Source organism: Rickettsia hoogstraalii, from assembly GCF_000825685.1.
GTDB lineage: Bacteria > Pseudomonadota > Alphaproteobacteria > Rickettsiales > Rickettsiaceae > Rickettsia > Rickettsia hoogstraalii.
Genome location: NZ_CCXM01000001.1, coordinates 405,779 through 427,824, shown reverse-complemented (window position 1 = coordinate 427,824; position 22,046 = coordinate 405,779). Strand labels below are relative to the sequence as shown.

The following is a 22,046-nucleotide window of genomic DNA, read 5'->3' as shown; positions in this document are numbered from 1 at the left end:
ACCATAATTAAAGGAGAAGTGTGGTAATCTAATATTCAACTCTTATTAGTTTTTTGAATTTCTTGTTGTTGCTGTTGTTTGTATTCTTCCGCTTTTTCTTCTATGTAATTAAAAAAGAAATAAGTAAAAGTTAAAAAACTGGTCAAAATAATACCAAATATTATTAGTATTGCTTTAAGTTGCTTTCGTGAATCTTCTGCTTTTAATCTTTTCTCTTCTTCATCTATCTCTTCATCATTTTTGAATTCAGATATTATTATTTGTTTTTCTGTAGTATTTTTCATGTTGTAACTCAACTAAAATGAACTTCTTTATTACTAAGTTGTTCCTATAACTTACAGATTTTTGAAGTTTATAAGATTAGCTATATTTATAGTAAAAGAAGTTAAATTATGTTCAATAGACTTCTTCGAAAACTCTACTTCTAGGGGTAATTTGTACGTCGAGCCGGTACTCGCATCCTCACGTACGCTTTTGTACGCTGCGGTGGCAAGCACTTCCGTGTCTCCTTCAAATTCCTCCCTAAACCCTCGTTTCCGAAGAGCTCTTCTAATTTATCCATTATCTTTTAATTTTTTAAAAACATATCTCATACCGTAAATAGGTTAGCTATTTGCCGGTATTCGCTATATTCTTAAAAAAATAAAATATTTCCTATAAATTGGATATAATTCAACATCTATTACTATAATGATGAGGTTTAAGCCTCATAAAAATAGGATATATAAGCAATAATACTATGTCAATAGCCTTGAATATTAGTAGTAAATTATGTAATAATATGTGTTCAACCATGGTTATACATATTATTATAATTTGGGTCTCCTAAAATTGAAGTATTTAAAGTATCGGGGTAAGCAGCTGATAATATAGCATCATCAAAAGTGATATCAGATCGTCCTATATAATTCTGAATAAAATTATTAACAGTAGACTCAAAGCTTGTATATTTTGTAGGATATGAATAAACAAGCTGTGTACATTCTGTATTTCCGAGTTTACTTCCAATCAATATTAATAACATAGAGTTATATTCATCTTGGGGATTACGATTAATTATTTCGTAAGTTTTAGCAAGAATATAACAAGCTTCGTTATTTCCTTTCATAATTTCTAATTTTATTTCTTCAGAAGACAAAATATTATTTAGAAAGGCTTTTTCATATATTTCATAATTCGGTGATGAATCAGATTTTCCGTTAAAAAGAGCAGTAAATAGGATTTTAGCTTTCTCTAGATCATTTTCATTACCTAATTCTTTGATTTCATTCATTTTTGATTTATCGGCAACCAAAAGACCGTTCATAGTATCGATAATTATGACATTGTCAAGACCTACTACGGTAGTTAATTTATTATTAGAACTAATGAAAGAGTTTGTAGTATTGCTTGTTACTACGTTCCCCTCGCAATAATTATCATTTATATTTTGATGTTTTACCTGTAATAAGGAATGCCAAGTACCAAGATCGTTCCAAACAAAATCAGCTTTTATCATGACCATTCCCGAAATATATTCCATTATAGCATTGTCTATAGAAATTGCTTCGATTTCATTATAAGCCTCATCGTCTATTGCCAAACTTTTCTCATTTTTTATAGTAGTATTAAATGCTTTTTCTGCAATACAAAATAAATCAGGTTGAAGGTTCATTGCTAAGTTTAAGAAGAAGTTAATATCGTATACAAAAATTCCTGAATTCCAAAAATATTCATTACTTTGAAAATGTTTTTTTGCTTGCTCTAATATAGGTTTTTCAATGAAATGATCAACTAGATAAACATTTTCTGCAATTGATAATCCTGTGTTTATATAGCCATACTCGGCACTTATAAAATTTATAGGAATGCCTATAGTGCAAATACCGAATTCATGAACATAATGCACAGCTTTATTTATAGTATTAAGATAATTTATATCATCGGCTATATAATGGTCTGCAGGCAGTAACACTACAATATCAAAACCTTGGGCTTTAGCAGATAATGCTGTAATAATGGCACAAACGGCAGTATTTTTTTGTAAAGGTTCGGTAATTAATTCTATTTCTACTGCTTGTTCTTTAGTTATTGATTCATATTTTTTGGAAGTAATAATAGTAGGTTGTCCTAGAAATTTATTTCTAGTTAATGTTTGCTGTAGTAAAGTGAAATCACTTAATATTTTTTTAAATTGTTTCGGTTTATCCTTAGATGATAAAGGCCATAGTCTTTTACCGCTACCCCCCGCTATAATCACCGGCTTTATTCTCATATATTTTACAACTATTAATTGAATAAACAATAGAGAGCTTTATAAATAGTTTTAAAAAATATGTCAAGTAAATTCACTATGTTGACAGGTTTTACAATAAAAAGTAGCTCTTCCTGAATGTTTTGTCTTGATAATAGTGCTAGAGCAGTTTAAACAATTTTGTCCTTCTCTACCGTAAACCTTAAGTTGCTGAGTAAAATAACCAGGTTTGTTATCGCCGTTTACAAAATCTTTAAGAGTAGTACCGCCGGCAGTTATAGCTTTAGTTAGCACCTCTCTAATTGATTTAATTAAACTTTCTATTTCATTGTCATTTAAATCGTTACCTAATTTATCCGGATGAATTCTAGCTAAATGAAGACTTTCTGAAGCGTAAATATTGCCGACTCCAACTATAATTTTATTATCCATAATCAAGTTTTTTATCGGTATTTTTCGAGTAATTAATTTGCTTTTTAAATATCCCAGTGTTAATAAATCAGAAAGCGGTTCTATTCCTAAATCATTAAAAAATTCTTTTTCTAAGAAATTAGTTTTAAAGCTATAAACCATTCCGAATCGTCTAGTATCGTTAAAAATTAACTTTTCACCGTTACTCAAATCAAAAATTACATGATCGTGTTTTTTAGCTTCATAGTTAGAAGGTTGCAGAGTAAATCTACCACTCATGCCTAGGTGAACGATTAAAGAATAATCATTATTAAAATCTATAATTAAATATTTTGCACGACGTCTAACATCCAGTATATTAGTATTTGAGATTTCTGTAGCTAAAAGCGGGGATAGTTTATAACGTAAATTATCTCTTTTTAACTCTACATTTCCTATAATAAGCCCAATTAGCTTATCTTTCAGGGAGTTTTTAAGAGTTTCTACTTCAGGAAGTTCCGGCATTTGATACTAATATTTATAATAAAAAACTATGAACCAAACAAATTTTGGCTTTAAAAAAGTAGACTACACTAAAAAACAAGGGTTAGTAAATAGTGTTTTTTCTAATGTCGCCGATAAGTATGATTTAATGAATGACTTAATGAGCTTTGGATTACATCGCTTATGGAAAGATGAATTTATTAGGCAAATTCCAAATCTTAACTCTCATATATTAGACGTCGCTAGCGGTAGCGGTGATATCGCTTTAAAGCTTGCTAAAAAAGCAAGAGATAGAGGCAATAATATTGCTTTAACTTTAAGCGATATAAATGAAGAGATGCTAAAGAATGCTAAGAAAAAAGCAATTGATCTTAATTTATTTCATAACCTTAAATTTACTGTAGCAAGTGCAGAAGAATTGCCTTTTTCAGATAATAGTTTTGATTATTATACTATAGCATTTGGTATTAGAAACGTACCTGACATTAATAAAGCTTTAAAAGAAGCTTATAGAGTTCTAAAACCGATGGGTAAGTTTATATGCCTTGAGTTTTCAAAGGTAAAAGAAAGTTATTTTAAAGATTTTTATAAATTTTATTCATTTAGTATTATACCTACCATCGGTCAGGCAATCACCGGTAATAAAGAGGCATATGAATATTTGGTTGAAAGTATCGAGTTATTCCCCTCACAAGACAAGTTTAGAATAATGATTAAAGAAGCCGGTTTTGAGGAAGTCGGTTATAAAAATTTGAGCGGCGGAATAGTTGCTATTCACAGTGCGTATAAGATATGATAAGTAATTTTTTTAATTTAATACGTATTTTTCGTATCATCAGTAAAAAACAAATCTTAATTGATTCAAGAAGCCCTAAATACTTCAGGTTTATCGGTTATATATTAGCTTTATTTTCTGCTCCGTTATCATTATTTAAAAAACCGCATGAAGATTACGGCAAATGCTTAATAGATTGTTTAAGCGATCTTGGCCCTATTTATATAAAATTCGGACAAACTCTTTCGACAAGACCCGATTTAGTAGGAGCAGAGATAGCAGGTTATTTAAGGTTATTGCAGGATAAGCTACCTCCGTTTGATGGTGGGGTGGCTAGAAGATTGATAGCGTCATTGCGAGGAGACATTTATGTCGACGAAGCAATCTCAGCAAGCAAGCAAAAGATTGCCACGCATTCTACGAATGCTCGCAATGACGCCCTCCCTTTCCTACATTTCGACGACAATCCAGTCGCAGCCGCATCAATCTCCCAAGTACATAAGGCACAACTCGCAACCGGTGAATATGTTGCGGTGAAAATTCTGCGTCCGGGTATTCATAAAAAATATAACAGAGATATTAAGCTGCTATATTTTCTTGCAAAAATTATCTCAAAATTTTCTAAAGCAAAAAGGCTAAAGCCGATTAAAGTAGTTGATAAATTTCATGAAACTATGAGATTTGAGCTTGATTTAAGGCTAGAAGCGGCAGCTTCTTCTGAGCTTATGGATAATATGCGAAATGATATTAATGTGATAATCCCTAAAATATATTGGGACTTAACATCAGAAAATATACTAACTACCGAGTGGTTAGAAGGAACTTCTATATATGATACTTCGCTGCTAAAAGAATTGGGATTAGAGCCTGCAAAAATAGCTCAGAATTTCGCCGTAATGTTTTTCAATCAAGCCTATAGAGACGGGTTTTTTCATGCTGATTTACATGCAGGAAATATTTTAGTGAATAAGCAAGGTAAGATAATTTTACTTGATTTCGGTATTATGGGCAGACTTAAAGAAAAAGATCGTTTAGCCGTTGCCGAAAGTCTATTTGGTTTTTTAAACCGTGATTATAAATTAGTTGCTAAAGTACATTTAAGAGCCGGCTACATCCCATCAAATACCGATTTAGATTTATTCGCTCAAAGTTGTAGAGCAGTTACTGAGCCTATAGTAGGGACACCCACAAAAAATATTTCCATAGGTAAGCTGCTTGCACATTTATTTAAAATCACTGAAGATTTCGGCATGGAAGTACAACCGGAATTATTGTTATTGCAAAAGACTTTGATAATGGTTGAAGGGATAGGCAGACAGCTAGACGGTAATGTTAATATGTGGCAACTCGCCGAACCTTGGATTAAAAAATGGGCAGTGAAAAACTTAAGTCCTGAAGCGAAGTTGCTACGACTGGTAAAGCATTACCTAGATAGCCTAGAGGATATTGTTTGACATATAAAAAATTATTAATATTATAGCCTTATATATTAAGAAATTTATTATTATGAAACTAAAAGATTTATTTATTAAACATGCTATTAAAACTCCTTTTTTGGTTGATTGTAAAGACGATAAAATTGTATTTCCTTCAGATAAAGAGCAAGAATACAAAAATAGACTAAAAGAAAAAATAGGCGAGGAAGAGTTTGAAAGATTAACGGCTTCAGATAGAATAGTTCAATGTCCTGAAAACTTAGAAAATATAGCTTTAGTAAATATAGAAATGTACCCTGATATATCGCTTATAGCAACGACATTTCTTAATGATATACAACGTGAATATTATATAATCCATATAGATATCGATAATAATATTAAATCGATTTTGCATTACTCGCAAATATATTGTATCGGTGATACAGGGGGGATGCCGGCTGAAGTTTTAAAACGCGGGTATAAGTTTGGTACTATACAGCCAGAATCTTTGCCGAAAGTCACGGAACTATGGCCTGACCCTTATTACTACGACTGGATTCAGGAAAATAAAGAGCATAACAACCCGGATATAGATCCTCAGGTAATGGAGAATATTGTTTCATTTTGTGGAGAGGTTAGTATGGATTTACCGGTAAATGGTGATACTGAAGGGGTGCCCGGCTGAAGTTTTAAAATGTGAGTATAATGTCAGTACTATAGAGCAAAAACCTTTACCGAAAATAATGGAATTATGTCCTGACCCTGATTACTACTACTACCGGATTCAGAAAAATGAAAAGTATAACAACCCGGATATAGATTTTCAGGTAACGAAGAATATTATTTCATTGTGTGGAGAGGTTAGTATTGATTTACCAGTAAATGAAGAATTACAGTAAAAAACCATTGCAAGATAACCATGACTTTAAAAATTAACAAAAATTAAAAAGTAAAATTTTATAAACCTTTAAATAATTATAGTAAAATAATATTAAATTATATTATATAAAGGTATTTAAATGTCTAAAAGCCAAGAGCAGGAATCCATTGATAATATAAGGCAACAGCTTGATGAAGAATATAAAAACCTTTCTTGGGTTGAAGCTGGATGGGCAGCTATTGGGGCTGAAACAGGTAACAAAAAATATGATGAGTTAAATAAACAATATCTAGATCTTAATAAAGATAATTTAGGTATAATACAAAGTGTTATCCAAGCTAGTCGGGAATGTCCCTAGTGCATTGTAATTTACCTGGGAGGCTTCTCAAGTTTTACCTGATCTTGCACTGGAGCTTAATAACCTCAGAAAAGCGAGAAGTGCTACCACTAATGTAGATTCTATTGAAGCCGGTTGCAAGATAATAGCAGATGCAGAATCGCTTATAAAAAAATGTGCTTCTGTTTTACATTCCGAAACTATATCTAATAGCTCAAAAGAAACTATTTTACAATCTAAAGTTATCCCATATCTTCTCACGCCTATTTTAAATAAGAGGCTTAGCAAAATAACAAAAAACTTTCAAACTTCCGAAACAGAAAAAATAAATATATTAGACAAAATAAGTCCTAAATTTGTCAGAGAATTATCTACCCTAGGAGTAGATTTAATATCTAAAGCACTAGAAAGCGATTTAAACCCAAAAGTACAAGAAATATATAAGAATATTAAACAAAAAAACGAGTCATCTCAAGGTGCTATATTAAAAAATATACATGACATTATTACTTCAGACAAAGTAAAGCCCCTTCTAAATCACGATTTAGTACAATTTTTAAAAAATCCTGATAATCAAAAGGAATTAGTTCAGATTACGGAAAATATAATAAATAATAAAGCACAAAAAATCGCTAAACCTGAATTAATTGCAAATACAGTAGCACTACTTGCAAATTCTAGCGAAAAATTAATTGAAAGTACTCCTTCAGCTATAAAAGCTTATAGTCAGCTTAAAGAAAATCAGCGTTGGACTAAAATTAACCTAAATATGGAAGGGTTAAATACTGAAATTAAAAAAGAGTTATTAAAAGGAAAAAAGCCTCAAATAGCAGAGTTAGTTGAAAATGCCAAAAAAATTATTGATAATTTATCTCCTATTTTAGAAAAAGAATTACCGCGATATTTAGATAGTAATAAACAGGGTATATTAGATGTTTTAAAACATCCTAAAGTAACGGAAAGAATAGAATCAAAAGGAAATAGATCCTGAGTTTATACATAAAGCACTAGATGCCTCTATGCCTTTTGTAAAAGATGTTCTGCCGTCAATAACTAAACTTGCAAGCCTCGCTCTTTCCGATAACGATAAAGTTGCCGATATAATACAAAAAAACCAGTTAATTAAGTCACTTCCAAAGGAAGAGAAATCAAAAGAGGTCAAGGAATTGATTAGTACTTTGATACAAATTAAAGATAATAATCCAGAAATAAATAAAATAATTGAAAAAGACCTTCCTGAACTATTAACAAAACATGCAAGTAGTTTAGGACCTGTTGTAGATGAGTTTTTAAACAAAACACCTAAGGGTCAAAAATTAAAACTAGACGGTGAAAAATTAGTAAAGATAGCCGGTAAGCATGCACCTGAATTAATTAAAATTGCCGATAAATTTAGTAAACATGAATACGGTAAAATTATAGTGCCGGCGTTAAAATTATTATCAGACCCGAAAGTTCTAGGAGTAGTAGCAGAAACTATAGTTAATTTAGGAAAAAGTAAATTTAATAAAGATAAACAAGCGGTAGGACTGCATACAAGTAAGGTATTAGAAAAAAGACAGAGAGAGATAGGAAAACCCGGTAGAGGAGCCTAAATCCTGTGTACTTTTAATAGAATAATCATTAATCAAAAGTTTACAAGACCCAGAAAAATCTTGCTATTATTTGATTAAAATTATATTGTAAATTCAAAGTGTCATTATGAAATTACAAGGATGATAGAAAGAGATTATTATTTATAACACATATCAAAGATTCTTTTGAAATATTTCCTATTTGTGCCATTCTCGGTCCAAGGCAATGTGGTAAAACTACTTTAGCTCATGCTTATATTAAACAGCTTAAAGATATCTAATTCAGATCTTGCTGTGCTAGGTTCTTTGAACATTTCTAAAAAGATTTAATTTTAAACTATACATAAGGATTTTTGGTTTTTACATAAGTGAATCTAATAGGAATGCCGGGCATGTCAAAAGCCTCACGCATATTATTTACTAAATACCTAGTATAGCTATCGGTAATTTTTTCCGGATTATTGGAGAATAATTTGAAAGTAGGGGGACGGGTTTTTGTTTGAGTCATATATTTTACACGCACTCTTTTACCGCCTTTTTGTAGAGGTAGTGGATGTGCTTCCGTAGTAAAATTAAGCCATTCATTTAATTTGCTAGTAGTTATTTTCTTATTCCAAATTTTATAGATTTTAAGACAAGCATCTAAAACCTGCTCTATATTTTGTTTATTTATTGCTGAAATAAATAGAACGGGTACACCTTTAACCTGAGGCAGATGAGTATTTATCTGATAATAAAATTCTTCCTGAAATGCTTCTTTTTCGAATTCTTTAACTAAATCCCATTTATTCACTACTATAACTATACTTCTCCCCTCATTTACCACATGGCTTGCAATATTTAAATCTTGCTGTTTTAAAGGGGCTAAAGCATCAATCATTAAGATTACGGTATTAGCAAATTTAATAGAGTTAATAGCATCTGAAGCCGATAATTTTTCTAAAGACTCTGTAATAGTAGATTTTTTACGGAGTCCTGCAGTATCGATTAATTTAATATGATTATTTTTATATTGCCAATCAATTTCAATTGATTCACGAGTAATACCGGCTTCAGGACCGGTTAATAATCTTTCATCATTAATAAGAGCGTTTATAAAAGTAGATTTTCCGGCGTTAGGTCTGCCACTAACTACTATCTGCAAACAATATCCTTTAATTGGATCGGCTATATTTGTCTCGATTGATTCTTCTTCAGGTAACTTGGCAATAATTTCGTCATATAAATCAATTAAGCCTGTGCCATGCTCGGCAGAGATAGCCACCATACTATCAAACCCTAATTTGTAGTACTCTTTATCAAAATCAAAAGCTTTCTCGCATTTATTAACTACCAATATAGCAGGCTTATTATATTTTCTAACAAAGCTACCAAGTAGCTTATCATCGGGCAATATTCTGCTTCTACCGTCAACCATAAAACAAATTAAATCTGCCTCTAAAATTGCTTTAGTAGTCTGTTCCATTAACCTTTCTCCCATACTATCAGGATTCTCTTCAAGTCCTGGGGTATCAATTAACAAAAATTCAAAAGAGCCGATTTTGCCTTCTGTATATTTTCTATCCCTAGTGACGCCCGGCAAATCGTGAACGATAGCTTTTTTACGTATGCTTAATCTATTGAAAAGTGTTGATTTGCCTACATTCGGACGACCAACTAAAGTAATGATTTTCTTAGTCATTATTAATATATTATTATGGTTAAGAGAACTAATAATGCTCCGATAAAACCTACTATATTTGCTATTATAATAGGTGTATTTTTGATTAATATGCCGTATATAAGCCAACTACAAAGAGCAATAGCACTTATAGTAAAGGCGGGCATAGAAACGGAAGCCGAAGATTTGCAGGTGAAAATCTTATGAGCCTGTACATAAAACATAAAATTGCCGATTGTACCGACAATCGTCATATATTTTTCGTAAAATTTCATGAATTTTGGAGACATATGTTTTTTTTACTAGCTAAAAGTCTTGTCTGTATGAACACCAAGTCGTCATTGCGAGGAGCGAAGCGACGCGGCAATCCAGAAAATAATTAAAAAAATTCTGTAAATCAGAATTTTTAACTGGATTGCTTCGTCGAATTACTGCGTAATTCTTCTCGCAATGACGAAAAAACCGATCCATGCTACCCCTTAAAACTCGCAATTACCGGTATATGATCTGAAGGTTTTTCTTGAGTCCTTAAATTATAATCCATATAGCAATTTTCTAAATAGTCAATAGTATTATTACAACCAAGAATCATATCAATTCGCATACCTTTATTTTGTTCAAAACATCCGGCTCTATAATCCCACCATGAAAATTCTTGTTTACTCGGATGCATCAATCTATATAAATCCTCAAACCCGGAATTTAGAATAGTACGTAGTTTTTTTTGTTCAATTTCAGTAAAACAAGTAGTTTCAGCAAGTAGCTTAGGTGAATATACGTCTATGTCGAACGGTGCAATATTGAAATCACCGCCTATGATAGTTTTTTCGTCAAAAGATTTTTTAGTTGATAGATAATTGATAAAATTATCATAAAATGCTAGCTTTGCTACAAATTTATCGCTACCGACAAATGAACCGTTAGGAGCATAGAGCGAGATTATATTACAAAACCCTATAGGTAATGATAATTTTATTTCTAAGAATCTTGCTTGATCACTGCAGTAATTATTCGGAAAATCCTTAATTATTTCATCGGCAGGAAATTTTGAAATTATAGCAACACCGTTATATGATTTTTGCCCGTGAACATAAAAATTATAAGGTAAATCGGATAATTCATCAAAAGGAAATTTTTCGGTTTCGCATTTTATTTCTTGCAATAATAAAATATCCGGATTTTCTTTAGATAAAAAATTACGCAATAAATTAAGTCTTGTTTTTATGGAATTAATATTCCAAGTAGCTATCTTCATGTTTGTTTTTCTATGTCTTCTAATTTTTCATTACGGAATCGCCACTCAAGAAAACCAAAATGATAAACTAAGAGACTAGTAATAAATGCTCCGGAAATTACTATAATCATTGAATATTTTATTGTATGATAATTTGGATTACTACCATACATATCTAATAATACGCTAAAAGCTATACCCCATAATACAATGATTTCAATACTAACTCCTCTTGGTATCCTCTTAATTGAACTTTCTTTCATAATAAAATCTCGTAATATTGCACCGCAATTAGCCGTAATGAAAGCAAAAAACGGTCCCCAAAAACTTAGAGGCTCAATTTTGTGAATAATAACCATTGCAACTCCTATAATTATAAAAGTTGCTTGTCCGAATGAATCGCAAATTGCTACTATATTATTTAATGATTGTTCTAAATAATTATCTTCAGCAATCTGTTTATTATAATAGCTAAATAATTTAATAATTGTAAAACCGAGTAAAACTACTACAAATATGTAATAGAAATAAGAAGGAGTAAAATAGAAGTTTAAATGTCCGGTATCATGGTTTACTATTAAATCTAGCATTATACAGCTACTAACAGATGGTAATACCGCAAATAAAAATGTACCGAATAAAGTACTATTTTTTCTGCTACTCAAAATAATTCCCGAAAAAGCAAAAGCAAGGCAACCAAGTAAACCTATAACATGGCACCAACGAGAATCTATAGATTTAGGCAATAGAATATGATATATGTATGTCTTAATAATTTTTTTATACTCGTTACTTGCAAGAAAATCATCTATCGCAAAATTAAATTGTTCAACTATATTTAAAGATACGGTTTTTTTGCTAAACATTAAATGTAGGGGAGTTTTAATATTTAAGGGAACTTCTAATATATTCCTGTTCATTGTTCTTCCTAAAATATTAACGGCACCGACAATTCGATCACTAATGAAACCGTCAATTTCTTTCTTGATTAGTCCATTTATCAATTCCATATTATTTTGATATATTCTAATTATATCTTGATTTTTCTCATTATATAAAAAATCCGTAAATTTAGGGTCTCCGTATACAGTACCTTTCACTATTCCTAACTGGAGATTAAATAGACGTATTTGTGCTGTTAGTTCATTAACATTTTGGAAATTTAACTTTTTGGCAAGTGGTTCAATAATAAATAATGATAATTCTTCAAGACGATAAGGCTTTGAAAAATAAGCATAGTTACTTCTCTCAGTAGTATAAGTAGCGCATGCTGTCATGTCGGCATTTCCGCTTTGAATATCTAATTGATCTTGATACCAGCTATCTTGATTATACTCAATATTGATACCTATTTTTGCAGCAATAGCGTTAATTAATTCTATATCCATACCGGAAACGGTAGTATGACCGTTTGAAGCAGCAATTAAGTATTGGTAAGGCTTATTTACATACCATGCATTTATCAAAGTTTTTTTATCAGCTGTCCCTTCGCATTCTAAAGTTGCTTGTTGTTCGTTTGCACCTATGCTTAAAGCATAAAAATTTTTAGAAATGAGAAGTATAAAAATAAAAAGCTTTAAAATTTTCATGATTTGTATTTTTTTAGAATTATGTTTTTTATTGTCATTCCCACAAGGCATTGTTGCGTGGACCTGTTTATCCGTCATTGCGAGGAAATTGCATAGCAATTGACGAAGCAATCTCAGGAGTTTGTTATTATTTCATGAGATTGCCACGCAGCCTACGGCTGCTCGCAATGACGTTAAAAACCAAAGTTCCTTAATTACGAACTACCTTAATCTCGCCGTCAGAAAATTTAATATTAAAAATTTTTTCATTTGCAGCAGTAATTTTAGAAGATAAAAAATTACCCGTTTCTCCTTTAACTATAGCAAAACCTCGTTTTAATACGTTATTATAATCAAGGCTTGCAAGTAACGTACTATTTAATTCTAATTTATACTCAAAATTTTTCAAAGTATTATTTGCCGATTTTGATAGATAAGCTGTTTGATGTGTTAATTCTAATGTTTTGTAATTGAGTATTTTAGCAGGGTTAACTCTTTCTTTAGAAAAAGATTTAATCTTTGTTTCTTGTAGTTCGATAAAGCACGGTAAAGCATCTAGTAAATTAAAACCGGTTTCGTCCAGTAATTGCTGCCTATTATTTATATAGTGAGAGAGATATCTGTGTATTTTATCGTAATTTACTATATTTTGTTCGTGATATTTAATTAACCTGCTAGTATTATTCAATAATATTTTTTCATAAGATTGTAGAGTATTATTTAAAATAGATCGTACCGGTACAGCAAATTCTGCGGCAGCAGTCGGTGTTGGAGCTCTTTTATCGGCTGCTAAATCTATTAAAGTATAATCCACTTCATGACCTACTGCGGAAATAATAGGAATTTTTGAGTTATAAGCGGCACGTACTAATATCTCATCGTTAAATGACCAAAGATCTTCTATAGAACCGCCGCCTCTAGCAACAATTATAACACTTGGTTTATTTATCTCTTCTAAATTATTAAATCCTTCAATTGCTTCAGCAATTTCATTGCCGGAATTTTCGCCTTGTACGCTAACCGGCCATATTATTATCCGAGTCGGAAAACGTTCGCGAATACGATGAATAATATCTTTAATAACAGCACCGGTTATTGAAGTGATAACGCCTATTTTATCAGGTAAAAAAGGTATAGGAATACGTTTCTTATTAAATAGTCCCTCTTTTTCTAAACGAGCTTTGCGTTCATTTAGAATTTGCAACATAGCACCAAGTCCTGCAGGTTGCAAATTATCTACCGATAATTGATAGCGTGAATTACCTGCATAACTTGAAAGCTTGCCGTTAATCACCACTTCCATACCGTCATTTAAAGGAAATTTGATTTTAGCAAGAATAGGACGCCAGCAAGTACAAGCTAAAATAGCGGTATTTTCTTTTAAGTTAAAATAAGCATGACCTGAGCTTGCTATTTTTAAACCTGAAATTTCTCCTTTTACCTTAATATAGCCAAAATTATTTTCTAATAATTCTTTGATTTTATTAGAAATCTCACTAACTGAAAACTCTTTGGTTGCTTGATTTGCAATGAAATTGTCTAGCATTTTATTAGTATTTGGTTTTTTGAGCTTAGAGTAGCACACTATTCGTCATTGCGAGAAGAAACTATAAGTTTTGACGAAGCAATCTCAGGAGTTATCCTACTTCATGAGATTGCCACGTCGATGCTACGCATCTCCTCGCAATGACGGTTATCATCTCCATAGAATAACCTTGCACTGCAAAAGAGCAAGCAAAATTTTTTATTATTTGATATATTACAATAGCTTGCTATTATTTTGTACTATTAAAATATATTTATTAATATAAATGCTATTGCGAATAATATGCTTGCTTATTATCATAATATTTTCTTTGGTAAGCTTTGCCGATCTTTCTAAGAATGGTCAGAATATTAAAATTAGTAATATGATAGCCGACTTCGTGGAGTATAACGAAAGTCAGGATTTGATATATGCTAAAGGTAATATAAGAATTATCACGGATGAGTATTTATTAACGGCAGATAATTTACTTTATGATATAAAAAATGATATTTTATGGGCAGAAGGTAATATCCGAATTAAGGATAAACAAAACAGAATAATAGAGGGTGATAAAGCAGTTTTAAAAGACGAATTTAAGAAAGGGATCATATCGGAATTCATTTTACTTTCCGGTGATAATAATCTTTTAATTGCTAAACTTGCCGAAAGAATAGACGAAAATAATCTTAAGCTGCACCATGCCGAATTTACCCCTTGCGATGTTACTTGTAATAGAAACCCTATTTGGCAAATTGCTGCTAAGGATACTTATATTCATTCTGAAGAGCATAGGATAGTTTATAAAAACGTATTTTTTGAAGTATACGGCGTACCGATTTTTTACTTACCGTATTTTTTCCATCCAACTCCTACGGCCCCTGCAACTTCCGGATTATTGGTACCTGACGTCAAAAATAAAGGGTTTGGTATACCTCTATATCTACGTGCAAAACTTAATATGGATTTTACTCTCACTCCAAGAATTTTTAGTAAATATCAAACTTATGAGCTAGAAACACGCTATCGTTCGAATGATACCGATAATATGAATTTTCAAGGTAGTTACGGTAAATTACCGTATTTTCTAAAAAAAGACGGAAATGTAGTGAAAAATAAAAAGGTTTCTTCTTATCATTATATAGCAAGCGGTAATTTTATTAGTACCGATAAAGTTTATGATTACGGCTTCAGGGTGGAGCGTACATCGGATAAAGCTTATTTAAAAAATTATTATAATAACTACGCTTCATATTTAACTTCTAAAATATTCTTAAATAAAATTCATGAGGCTGATTATTTTTCGGCGGAAGGATTAAGTTTTCAAGGTTTAGGTAGTAATGATAGTAAGTATACTGACCCGTTAGTATTACCGAAAATCAATACAAAAAACGTGATAAATTTGAATGATAATGACAACAGCCATATCGTTGTTGAAAATAATACGTTAATGTACAAAGAAAGAATAGGGAAACAAGTCGCTAGAACCTCTTTGCAACTATCCTTTATGCATAATGTGCTGACTTCTTTAGGGCAAATTTTTGATTTTGTAGCAAAAGATAGAGGCGATTTTTATCTTGCTAAACGGGCTTATTTAGATAAGACGAGAGAAAGTAAATCATTTCAAAGAAATATACCGGAATTGCAAACTTTATGGCGTTATCCGTTAATAGGTAATATAACAAAAACGATAAATTTACTTATTGAGCCGGTAGTTTCTTTTACTATGGGACGTAAACTATCTAAGAAAGATAAAAAATTTGTTATAATTGATCCTGCTAAATATGAATTATCCGAAAAAAATATCTTTTTATCAAATCGTTATAGCGGTATTGATTGCCATGATTTCGGTAATAGATTAAGTTACGGCTTAAATACTAGTATTGCTAAAGAAGAAAATTATTTAAAATTATTTTTAGGACAGTCACGTAATACAAGATATAGTATAGATTTGCCGGCTGATGATACGGAAAATGTAGGGCAGATACTAGGTAATCTTTCTAATAATTTAGAAGTGTTTTATAGCTTTCGGAAAGATAGATATTTCAGACCTATTAGAGATGAGGTGGGAGGAAATTTTAACTATGATAAGATTAACTTTCTAGGTAGTTTTATTCAGCTTACCAATCTTAAAAAATATTATTCCGTAGAAAGTATAAAGGTTTCAAATAATAGAGTACGACAATTTTATGGAGACACAAATTATCAGCTAGCGGAAAATTGGACTATAGGCTTTGGTGCACGTATTGATCTCTCTAGACGTTCTCCAAATTTACTTACTCGAACTATTAGGGTGACATATGCTAAAGATTGTGTTAGAATTACTGCAAAGATTTATTCCGATTATCTAGCCGACGAAAGTAGAGGAATCAAAAAGACTACCTCTTCGCCGACTATTTCTATCGGTTTAAAAGTTTTGAATATGTGAGTTTCAAATGTGCCATATGTCATTCCCGCGTAGGCGGGAATCCAGTAATTAAAAGATATACATAATACCGAATAAAGCTCGATTTATCTTGCTTTACCCTGGATTCCCGCCTACGCGGGAATGACATCTAATTCCAATTATTACGTTATGTGAGTCTAGAAATATGAGAAAATTATTATTAATCATTACTGTTTTTTTTGCTTTTAATGTAGCACAAGCTTCGCTGCCGAATATAGTAGCATCCGTAAATGATGAACCTATTACTCTTAATGAGTTCCGTGCTAGAAAAAAAATGATTATGGCACTAAATAATGTTGAAAGTCTAACGCCTGCTCAAGATAAGCAGCTAAGTGACTTAGCAATCAAGAGCTTAATTGACGAATCTTTGCTTTTTCAATATGCCGGAGATAGAGAAATTCCGCAAGAAGAGATAGATAATGCTATTAAATCTATTGAAGATCGTAATAAAATGCCTCACGGTTCTCTTCTTCAGTATTTAAAAAGCAGATCGGTTAATCCTGATAGTTTTATTTCTCAAATTAAATCCGAGTTGATTAAAATGAATATTTTATCAAGTCTATCAAGAACGGTACAAGTAAGTAATAAAGAAATAGATGTCGCAATTTTATCTAGCGATCAAAAAGACGTAGAAATTTCAATGCAAGTATTTACATCTAAAGATAGTAGCAACAAAGCGTTTACGCAGATGAATAATTTAAAAAATCGACTAAAAAAATGTGCAGACGTTAAAAAATCGCTTTATGATAATTTTGCTACTATGCAAATTATTACCGATAAGCTTAGCAAGATAGAAGGCGTAAAACAAACTATTGTAAAGGACTTAAGCTCGGATAAAGCAAGCAATGTTTTTGAAGTAAATAACAAATTTGAAATAATATTAGTGTGCAGCAAAAAAATCTTAAATGTTAATGAAGATGAAAATAATTATGTAGTAAACTTCCTAACCAATAAAAAGATTTCGCAAAAAGCACAAAAAATGTTTGAAAATATGCGTAAGAAAGCAGCTATAAAAATAATGCTATCAGAGTAGGCATCATTGCGAGGAGGTCTTGTTGCGTGGATCGGAAAATCCGTTTGGTGTCATACCGTGGCTTGACTACGGTATCCAAAAAATAATAAAAATACTAATAATTTTAGTATTTTTAACTGGATCCCGCTACAAGCTCGCGGGATGACAAAGGTGAAATTGATCCACGCAACAATGCCCGCTCGTAATGACGATAAAAATCGATTTATGCAACTTTTTTAGCTAGAACAACATTACTCCATGCTCCCTTCAATTGCAAAACATGCAGCATCTTATCAAATTAATCCTCTTAAAAAGCACGGACAAAATTTTATTTTTGACAGTAGTCTATGTGATAAAATTGTACGTGCGAGTAACCTTGCAGAAAATAGCAGAGTGCTAGAAATAGGACCCGGCACCGGAGGGTTAACTAGGTCAATATTGCAGAAAAATCCTGAATCCTTAACTGTTATAGAAACAGATGAGAGATGTATCCTGCTTCTTAATGAGATTAAAGAATATTATCCTAATCTAAATATTATTAAACAAGATGCTCTTAAAATAAATTTAACTGATTTAAGCTATGATATAGTCAATTCAGTTGGATTCGCATACAAGAAGCGAGAAGCGAAGCCTATAAATAATAGGAGAGCGACGAGTGACATCGTCAGCGAGTCCAAATCAATTGACTATAAAGTAACTATAATTTCTAATTTACCGTATCATATAGGTACTGAGTTAGTAATTAGATGGCTGAAAGAAGCACGGTTAATTACTAATATGACGCTAATGTTACAAAAGGAAGTAGTAGAACGTATTTGTGCTATGCCGTCAACTAAAGCATATGGCAGGTTATCGGTAATATGTCAGTTAATTACTAAAGTGGAAAAATGCTTTGACGTAGCACCGACTGCTTTCTATCCACCTCCTAAAGTATATTCTGCGATAGTCAAACTAATACCTTTAGAAAATCCGCCGTCTATTGCTCTGATAAATAAAGTTGAGCAAATAACAAAACTTGCTTTTGCAGGACGACGGAAAATGATCAAATCATCACTGAAAAATCTTGTACCTAATATACATGAAATATTAACTCAGTTGAAAATCAATGATAATTATCGTGCTGAAAATCTTACTCCTCAAGATTATTTGAGAGTTGCTGAAATGTTAGACAATGTCACCTAGTTCGCTTGACGAGTGTTGTTGCATGGCTCGGAAAATCTGCAGGGTGTCATACCGTGGCTTGTCCACGGTATCCAGTAAAACAACTAAAAATACTAATATTATTAGTATTTTTAACTGGATCCCGTGAATAAATCACGGGATGACACATCATTCAGTTTTATCTAACTTTTTTGCTTCTGCTTCTTGCTGTAGTTTATATTCTGCTGCTTTTTCTTCTATGTAGTTAAAAAAGAAATAACAAAATGTTAAAAAGTTAGTTAAAATGATTGCAAACGTTATTAATATTAACTTAAGTTCTTTTTTAGAGTTTTTAGCTTTTAATCGCTTTTCTTCCTCTTCATCAATTATAAACTCAGGTAATATATTTGATTCTTCTTCTTTATTTTCCATGCGTTACCAATATCTTAAGTTTATTAAAAATTAATGATAGAGTTTAAATATCATTTAAGTAAATTACGATATAAAGATACTTAAAATAAGTCAACAATTTTTAATCATTAGTTGTGATTTAATATAAAGGACTGGTGCTTTTTAAAATAATTTTCTAATAGACAGGCTTGAAATTAGTTATTCTTCTTTCTTAATTTTTTGGTAAATCTACATTATCTTAGCCAAATGTATGAAAGTATTTAAGCTTTCTTCGTCGTCTTTGGTCATTATATAAGGTACTTTAACATATATAAGCATTTGATGTGTTTTGTCCGATATTTTATTTTTCTCTAAAAACGCATATAATTTATGGGTATTGTTATGTTCATCTTGTATACTAAACGCTTTATTTACTGCAACTGATTTATCAGACTTTGATATAAAATCATCAATAAAATAGTTTAAAGGATCTCCAAATAATTCGCTTAATTGCTCGTCATTTTGAAGTTCTTCATATGATAACGATCTTGCAGTTTTCAACTTAAAATATGATTTAATCATTTCAAGAGCAGAATATCTATCGCAGTTATTATTAAGAATTTTATATAACATTTTTTTATCAAAATATGCAGGTATCATTTTTAAATCCTTATTAATAATTTGCTGTTTGTAATAAGATAATTGACGCATAAAAACGATAACAGTAGCTGTAAGACCTGCAACTAAGATAGAGTATAAATTTAGTGATTGAAAAAGCATATTTTTAATATATTTAATTACAACTACCAACGATAGTATAGTATTTTTTGCTTTTCAATCTAAAAATGAACCATTACTATATATTACTTATTTTTTTCTTTCAATTAGTTTATTTATCACATATTTATTGTGCCACTAATAAAACATGAGATTTGTATAAATTAAGTTTCAACTCAACTAATCAATTTTTATATCTAGGACAAGAAAGTTATTAAAAAATAAATTTCTAAAATCTTATTAATTTTTGCTTAAAAATATATTAAAATATAAGAAAATTAATAATGAATTGATAATCCTACTCAAAAAAATCAGTATGTTAAATATAAGGAAAACAATTACAAAAATCATATTTAAAACTTTAAGCTTATTAAGTATAGATGTAAAAGCAGATAATTACTTAGAGAAAGGTTTAATGTTATTTCATACCCACAAATATAAAGAAGCACTTAGAGAATTCAATACGGTCATTAAGAAAGAACCAAATAATACTATTGCTTATCTTGATAAAGGGGTTTTACTTTAGTTACATAGGAAGATATCAAGAAGCAGTAGAAACATATAATATCCTTCTTAAATATGATCCTGAAGATCCAGCAGCATACAATAATAAAGGTAATGCCCTATTTAATTTAGGAAAATATCAGGAGGCTATAGAATCCTATGATATGGCTATTAATCTCTATTCAAAAATAAAAGCTAATGAACATGTGGCCAATGGGTATGCAGGAAAAGGTGAAGCATTAATAAGAATGGAAAAATTAGAAGAAGCTTTAGAATCTTTCAATTTAGCAATTCAAAACAATCCGGAGTTTGCAGATGCTTATTTTTATAAAGGTTTAGCATTAACAGAGCTTGATAAATTACAAGATGCAATAATTTGTTATGATTTAGCGATTAAATATAAAAATGATTATGCAAGTGCTTATCATAATAAAGCAGCTGCTTTTCAAAAGCTAGAAAATCTTGCGGAAGCAATAAAACAGTATGATCTGGCTATTAAATATAAACCGGATAATACTGATTCTTATTATAACAAAGCTCTAGTGTTAATGCAGTTAGATAAATCTGAAGAAGCACTCAAACAATTTAACTTAGCTATAAAATATAATCCTTATGATAGCGGTAGTTACTTTCAAAGAGGGTTATTACTTGGTGATAAAGGCAAATATAAGGAAGCAATTAAAGAATTTGATAAGGCAATAAAGTATAAACCGGATTATGCACAAGCTTATTATTACAAAGGTTTAGCTCTTAACATAATTGGTTATACCAAAGAAGCTGAAAAAGCATTTTATAAAGCAAAAAGCTTTGAAGTTAAAAATCATGAGAAATAAAATTAAGTTAGTTAAAGAAGTTGAACATCAATTAATGCAGATAAATAGGCAGCAAGAAAAAAGACCATTTGATATTATTGGTGATGTACATGGTTGTTTTGATGAGTTAAAAAACTTATTAGAAAAGCTTGGTTATAGAATTAAAAAAGATAATAAATATATTATTACTCATCCTCAAGAAAGACGAATTATTTTCGTAGGGGACTTAGTAGATCGAGGTCCAAACTCACCGGAGGTATTACGCTTAGTAATGGATAGTGTTTCCTCATCTATTGCCTTTTGCGTTAACGGTAACCATGATGACAAACTAAAACGAAAACTTCAGGGACGAAATGTTGTTATTGCTCATGGACTTCAGGAAACACTTGATCAATTAGAAAACGAGTCGGCAGAATTTAAAGCATCTGTTCTTGAATTTTTAGAAAGTTTAAGTAGCTATTACATATTAGATAATGAAAAATTAGCAGTATCACATGCCGGCATTAAAGAAAAAGATCTAGGGCGTAGTTCTGAGCGAATAAGTAAATTTTGTATGTATGGTGCAACCACCGGTGAAATTGATGAGTTTGGTTTACCGCTTCGTTATCCGTGGGACCAAGAATATCAAGGAAATACGCTGATTGTTTATGGGCATACCCCTGTTTGTGAAGCACAGTGGCTTAATAATACTATAAATATTGATACAGGATGTGTATTTGGAGGTAAACTTACTGCACTTCGTTATCCAGAAAAAGAGTTAGTCTCTGTAGATGCTGCGAAAATTTATTGTAAACCAATCAAACCATTTAAGAAATAATTAGATTATGAATTCAAAAATAGTATATAAGCAGTTACGTTAAATACGAA

Annotated in this window: 25 protein-coding genes and 5 pseudogenes; 16 read left to right on the top strand and 14 right to left on the bottom strand. The window is 31.0% G+C overall.

The genetic code is table 11. From position 1 onward, the window contains the following. Positions 1 to 35: 35 nt before the first annotated feature. The 5 genes and pseudogenes from BN1174_RS02335 to mutM form a co-directional block, all read right to left on the bottom strand. Positions 36 to 284, bottom strand: coding sequence for an RP671a family tick cell line-upregulated protein (locus BN1174_RS02335; RefSeq protein ID WP_040256200.1), 249 nt, complete (start codon positions 282 to 284; stop codon positions 36 to 38). Positions 285 to 455: 171 nt separating this feature from the next. Next, a pseudogene (locus BN1174_RS13285) lies at positions 456 to 548 on the bottom strand (palindromic element RPE1 domain-containing protein); the annotation flags it as partial. 239 nt (positions 549 to 787) lie between these two features. Continuing rightward, positions 788 to 1,498, bottom strand: a complete 711-nt coding sequence (locus tag BN1174_RS12965) for a hypothetical protein (RefSeq protein ID WP_408005887.1) — start codon at positions 1,496 to 1,498, stop codon at positions 788 to 790. Beyond that, positions 1,490 to 2,248 (bottom strand): annotated as a pseudogene (locus tag BN1174_RS12960) (mannose-1-phosphate guanylyltransferase); the annotation flags it as partial. The gene BN1174_RS12965 and the pseudogene BN1174_RS12960, both read right to left, overlap by 9 nt. Positions 2,249 to 2,317: 69 nt before the next feature. Then, the gene (gene mutM, locus BN1174_RS02315; RefSeq protein ID WP_040256199.1) at positions 2,318 to 3,148 is read right to left on the bottom strand and encodes a bifunctional DNA-formamidopyrimidine glycosylase/DNA-(apurinic or apyrimidinic site) lyase; all 831 of its coding nucleotides are present in this window, start codon (positions 3,146 to 3,148) and stop codon (positions 2,318 to 2,320) included. 28 nt (positions 3,149 to 3,176) lie between these two features. On the opposite strand from mutM, the gene ubiE reads away from it, so the two are divergent. The 5 genes from ubiE to BN1174_RS11490 all read left to right on the top strand — a co-directional run bounded on the left by ubiE (position 3,177) and on the right by BN1174_RS11490 (position 6,558). Then, a complete protein-coding gene (gene ubiE / locus BN1174_RS02310) occupies positions 3,177 to 3,923 on the top strand; it encodes a bifunctional demethylmenaquinone methyltransferase/2-methoxy-6-polyprenyl-1,4-benzoquinol methylase UbiE (protein WP_040256197.1) in 747 nt (248 codons plus the stop codon). Then, a complete protein-coding gene (gene ubiB, locus BN1174_RS02305; RefSeq protein ID WP_040256195.1) occupies positions 3,920 to 5,356 on the top strand; it encodes a 2-polyprenylphenol 6-hydroxylase in 1,437 nt (478 codons plus the stop codon). The genes ubiE and ubiB overlap by 4 nt, the downstream gene beginning before the upstream one ends. Before the next feature lie 415 nt (positions 5,357 to 5,771). Next, positions 5,772 to 6,005: a hypothetical protein gene (locus tag BN1174_RS02295; RefSeq protein ID WP_040257906.1), complete on the top strand. Its 234-nt coding sequence runs from the start codon at positions 5,772 to 5,774 to the stop codon at positions 6,003 to 6,005. Beyond that, complete coding sequence (locus BN1174_RS08450) at positions 5,977 to 6,219, top strand: hypothetical protein (protein ID WP_082022263.1); 243 nt, start codon at positions 5,977 to 5,979, stop codon at positions 6,217 to 6,219. Before BN1174_RS02295 ends, BN1174_RS08450 begins: the two co-directional genes overlap by 29 nt. 120 nt (positions 6,220 to 6,339) lie before the next feature. Next, the gene (locus tag BN1174_RS11490; RefSeq protein ID WP_231555751.1) at positions 6,340 to 6,558 is read left to right on the top strand and encodes a hypothetical protein; all 219 of its coding nucleotides are present in this window, start codon (positions 6,340 to 6,342) and stop codon (positions 6,556 to 6,558) included. A 27-nt stretch (positions 6,559 to 6,585) separates the two neighbouring features. Here BN1174_RS11490 and BN1174_RS11485 read toward each other — a convergent pair whose 3' ends face one another. Next, a complete protein-coding gene (locus tag BN1174_RS11485; protein WP_231555750.1) occupies positions 6,586 to 6,825 on the bottom strand; it encodes a hypothetical protein in 240 nt (79 codons plus the stop codon). A gap of 481 nt (positions 6,826 to 7,306) precedes the next feature. Between BN1174_RS11485 and BN1174_RS11480 the strand changes: the two genes are divergently transcribed. The 3 genes and pseudogenes from BN1174_RS11480 to BN1174_RS12615 form a co-directional block, all read left to right on the top strand. Then, positions 7,307 to 7,528, top strand: a complete 222-nt coding sequence (locus tag BN1174_RS11480) for a hypothetical protein (RefSeq protein ID WP_231555749.1) — start codon at positions 7,307 to 7,309, stop codon at positions 7,526 to 7,528. Between the two features lie 28 nt (positions 7,529 to 7,556). Beyond that, entirely contained in the window at positions 7,557 to 8,132 is a 576-nt protein-coding gene (locus tag BN1174_RS08435; protein ID WP_040256193.1) for a hypothetical protein, read from the top strand. 120 nt (positions 8,133 to 8,252) lie between these two features. After that, positions 8,253 to 8,386 (top strand): annotated as a pseudogene (locus tag BN1174_RS12615) (AAA family ATPase); the annotation flags it as partial. A gap of 62 nt (positions 8,387 to 8,448) precedes the next feature. Here BN1174_RS12615 and der read toward each other — a convergent pair. The 4 genes from der to BN1174_RS02260 form a co-directional block, all read right to left on the bottom strand. After that, entirely contained in the window at positions 8,449 to 9,792 is a 1,344-nt protein-coding gene (der, locus tag BN1174_RS02275) for a ribosome biogenesis GTPase Der (RefSeq protein WP_040256192.1), read from the bottom strand. Between the two features lie 2 nt (positions 9,793 to 9,794). Beyond that, positions 9,795 to 10,061 carry a SemiSWEET family sugar transporter gene (locus tag BN1174_RS08430; protein WP_039594854.1) on the bottom strand — a complete coding sequence of 89 codons (267 nt, stop codon included), beginning with the start codon at positions 10,059 to 10,061 and terminating at the stop codon, positions 9,795 to 9,797. 182 nt (positions 10,062 to 10,243) lie between these two features. Beyond that, entirely contained in the window at positions 10,244 to 11,026 is a 783-nt protein-coding gene (gene xth / locus BN1174_RS02265) for an exodeoxyribonuclease III (protein ID WP_040256186.1), read from the bottom strand. Further along, positions 11,023 to 12,672 carry a transporter substrate-binding domain-containing protein gene (locus BN1174_RS02260; RefSeq protein ID WP_231555748.1) on the bottom strand — a complete coding sequence of 550 codons (1,650 nt, stop codon included), beginning with the start codon at positions 12,670 to 12,672 and terminating at the stop codon, positions 11,023 to 11,025. Before BN1174_RS02260 ends, xth begins: the two co-directional genes overlap by 4 nt. On the opposite strand from BN1174_RS02260, the gene BN1174_RS08425 reads away from it, so the two are divergent. Then, the gene (locus BN1174_RS08425) at positions 12,672 to 12,788 is read left to right on the top strand and encodes an RND transporter (RefSeq protein ID WP_082022349.1); all 117 of its coding nucleotides are present in this window, start codon (positions 12,672 to 12,674) and stop codon (positions 12,786 to 12,788) included. The genes BN1174_RS02260 and BN1174_RS08425 overlap by 1 nt on opposite strands. On the opposite strand, the gene xseA is transcribed toward BN1174_RS08425, so the two are convergent. Together xseA and BN1174_RS12610 are read right to left on the bottom strand one after the other, a co-directional pair. After that, positions 12,785 to 14,119, bottom strand: a complete 1,335-nt coding sequence (gene xseA / locus BN1174_RS02255) for an exodeoxyribonuclease VII large subunit (RefSeq protein ID WP_040257902.1) — start codon at positions 14,117 to 14,119, stop codon at positions 12,785 to 12,787. The two genes, BN1174_RS08425 and xseA, sit on opposite strands and share 4 nt — an antisense overlap. 91 nt (positions 14,120 to 14,210) lie before the next feature. Further along, positions 14,211 to 14,419 (bottom strand): annotated as a pseudogene (locus BN1174_RS12610) (hypothetical protein). Between BN1174_RS12610 and BN1174_RS02250 the strand changes: the two are divergent. From BN1174_RS02250 to rsmA, 4 genes and pseudogenes are all read left to right on the top strand, one after another. Continuing rightward, positions 14,385 to 16,526: an LPS-assembly protein LptD gene (locus tag BN1174_RS02250; protein ID WP_040256180.1), complete on the top strand. Its 2,142-nt coding sequence runs from the start codon at positions 14,385 to 14,387 to the stop codon at positions 16,524 to 16,526. The pseudogene BN1174_RS12610 and the gene BN1174_RS02250 sit on opposite strands and share 35 nt — an antisense overlap. Positions 16,527 to 16,689: 163 nt before the next feature. Next, on the top strand, positions 16,690 to 17,577 hold the full coding sequence (locus BN1174_RS02245; RefSeq protein ID WP_040256179.1) for a SurA N-terminal domain-containing protein: 888 nt from the start codon (positions 16,690 to 16,692) through the stop codon (positions 17,575 to 17,577). Between the two features lie 22 nt (positions 17,578 to 17,599). Further along, a pseudogene (locus BN1174_RS13280) lies at positions 17,600 to 17,754 on the top strand (MFS transporter); the annotation flags it as partial. Positions 17,755 to 17,814: 60 nt separating this feature from the next. Continuing rightward, positions 17,815 to 18,738 (top strand): 16S rRNA (adenine(1518)-N(6)/adenine(1519)-N(6))-dimethyltransferase RsmA, encoded by a 924-nt coding sequence (rsmA, locus tag BN1174_RS02240; RefSeq protein ID WP_040256178.1) that lies wholly within the window; start codon positions 17,815 to 17,817, stop codon positions 18,736 to 18,738. 147 nt (positions 18,739 to 18,885) lie between these two features. On the opposite strand, the gene BN1174_RS02235 is transcribed toward rsmA, so the two are convergent. Together BN1174_RS02235 and BN1174_RS02230 are read right to left on the bottom strand one after the other, a co-directional pair. Further along, positions 18,886 to 19,128: an RP671a family tick cell line-upregulated protein gene (locus tag BN1174_RS02235; protein ID WP_040256176.1), complete on the bottom strand. Its 243-nt coding sequence runs from the start codon at positions 19,126 to 19,128 to the stop codon at positions 18,886 to 18,888. Between the two features lie 207 nt (positions 19,129 to 19,335). After that, a complete protein-coding gene (locus BN1174_RS02230) occupies positions 19,336 to 19,896 on the bottom strand; it encodes a hypothetical protein (protein WP_040256173.1) in 561 nt (186 codons plus the stop codon). A gap of 283 nt (positions 19,897 to 20,179) precedes the next feature. Between BN1174_RS02230 and BN1174_RS07755 the strand changes: the two genes are divergently transcribed. From BN1174_RS07755 to BN1174_RS02220, 3 genes are read left to right on the top strand one after another with little or no spacing between them, the layout of a single operon-like run. Then, on the top strand, positions 20,180 to 20,389 hold the full coding sequence (locus BN1174_RS07755; RefSeq protein ID WP_052454722.1) for a tetratricopeptide repeat protein: 210 nt from the start codon (positions 20,180 to 20,182) through the stop codon (positions 20,387 to 20,389). Continuing rightward, the gene (locus tag BN1174_RS02225) at positions 20,358 to 21,200 is read left to right on the top strand and encodes a tetratricopeptide repeat protein (protein ID WP_082022262.1); all 843 of its coding nucleotides are present in this window, start codon (positions 20,358 to 20,360) and stop codon (positions 21,198 to 21,200) included. The genes BN1174_RS07755 and BN1174_RS02225 overlap by 32 nt, the downstream gene beginning before the upstream one ends. Further along, positions 21,190 to 21,996 carry a bis(5'-nucleosyl)-tetraphosphatase PrpE gene (locus BN1174_RS02220; protein ID WP_231555746.1) on the top strand — a complete coding sequence of 269 codons (807 nt, stop codon included), beginning with the start codon at positions 21,190 to 21,192 and terminating at the stop codon, positions 21,994 to 21,996. Before BN1174_RS02225 ends, BN1174_RS02220 begins: the two co-directional genes overlap by 11 nt. Positions 21,997 to 22,046 lie beyond the last annotated feature (50 nt).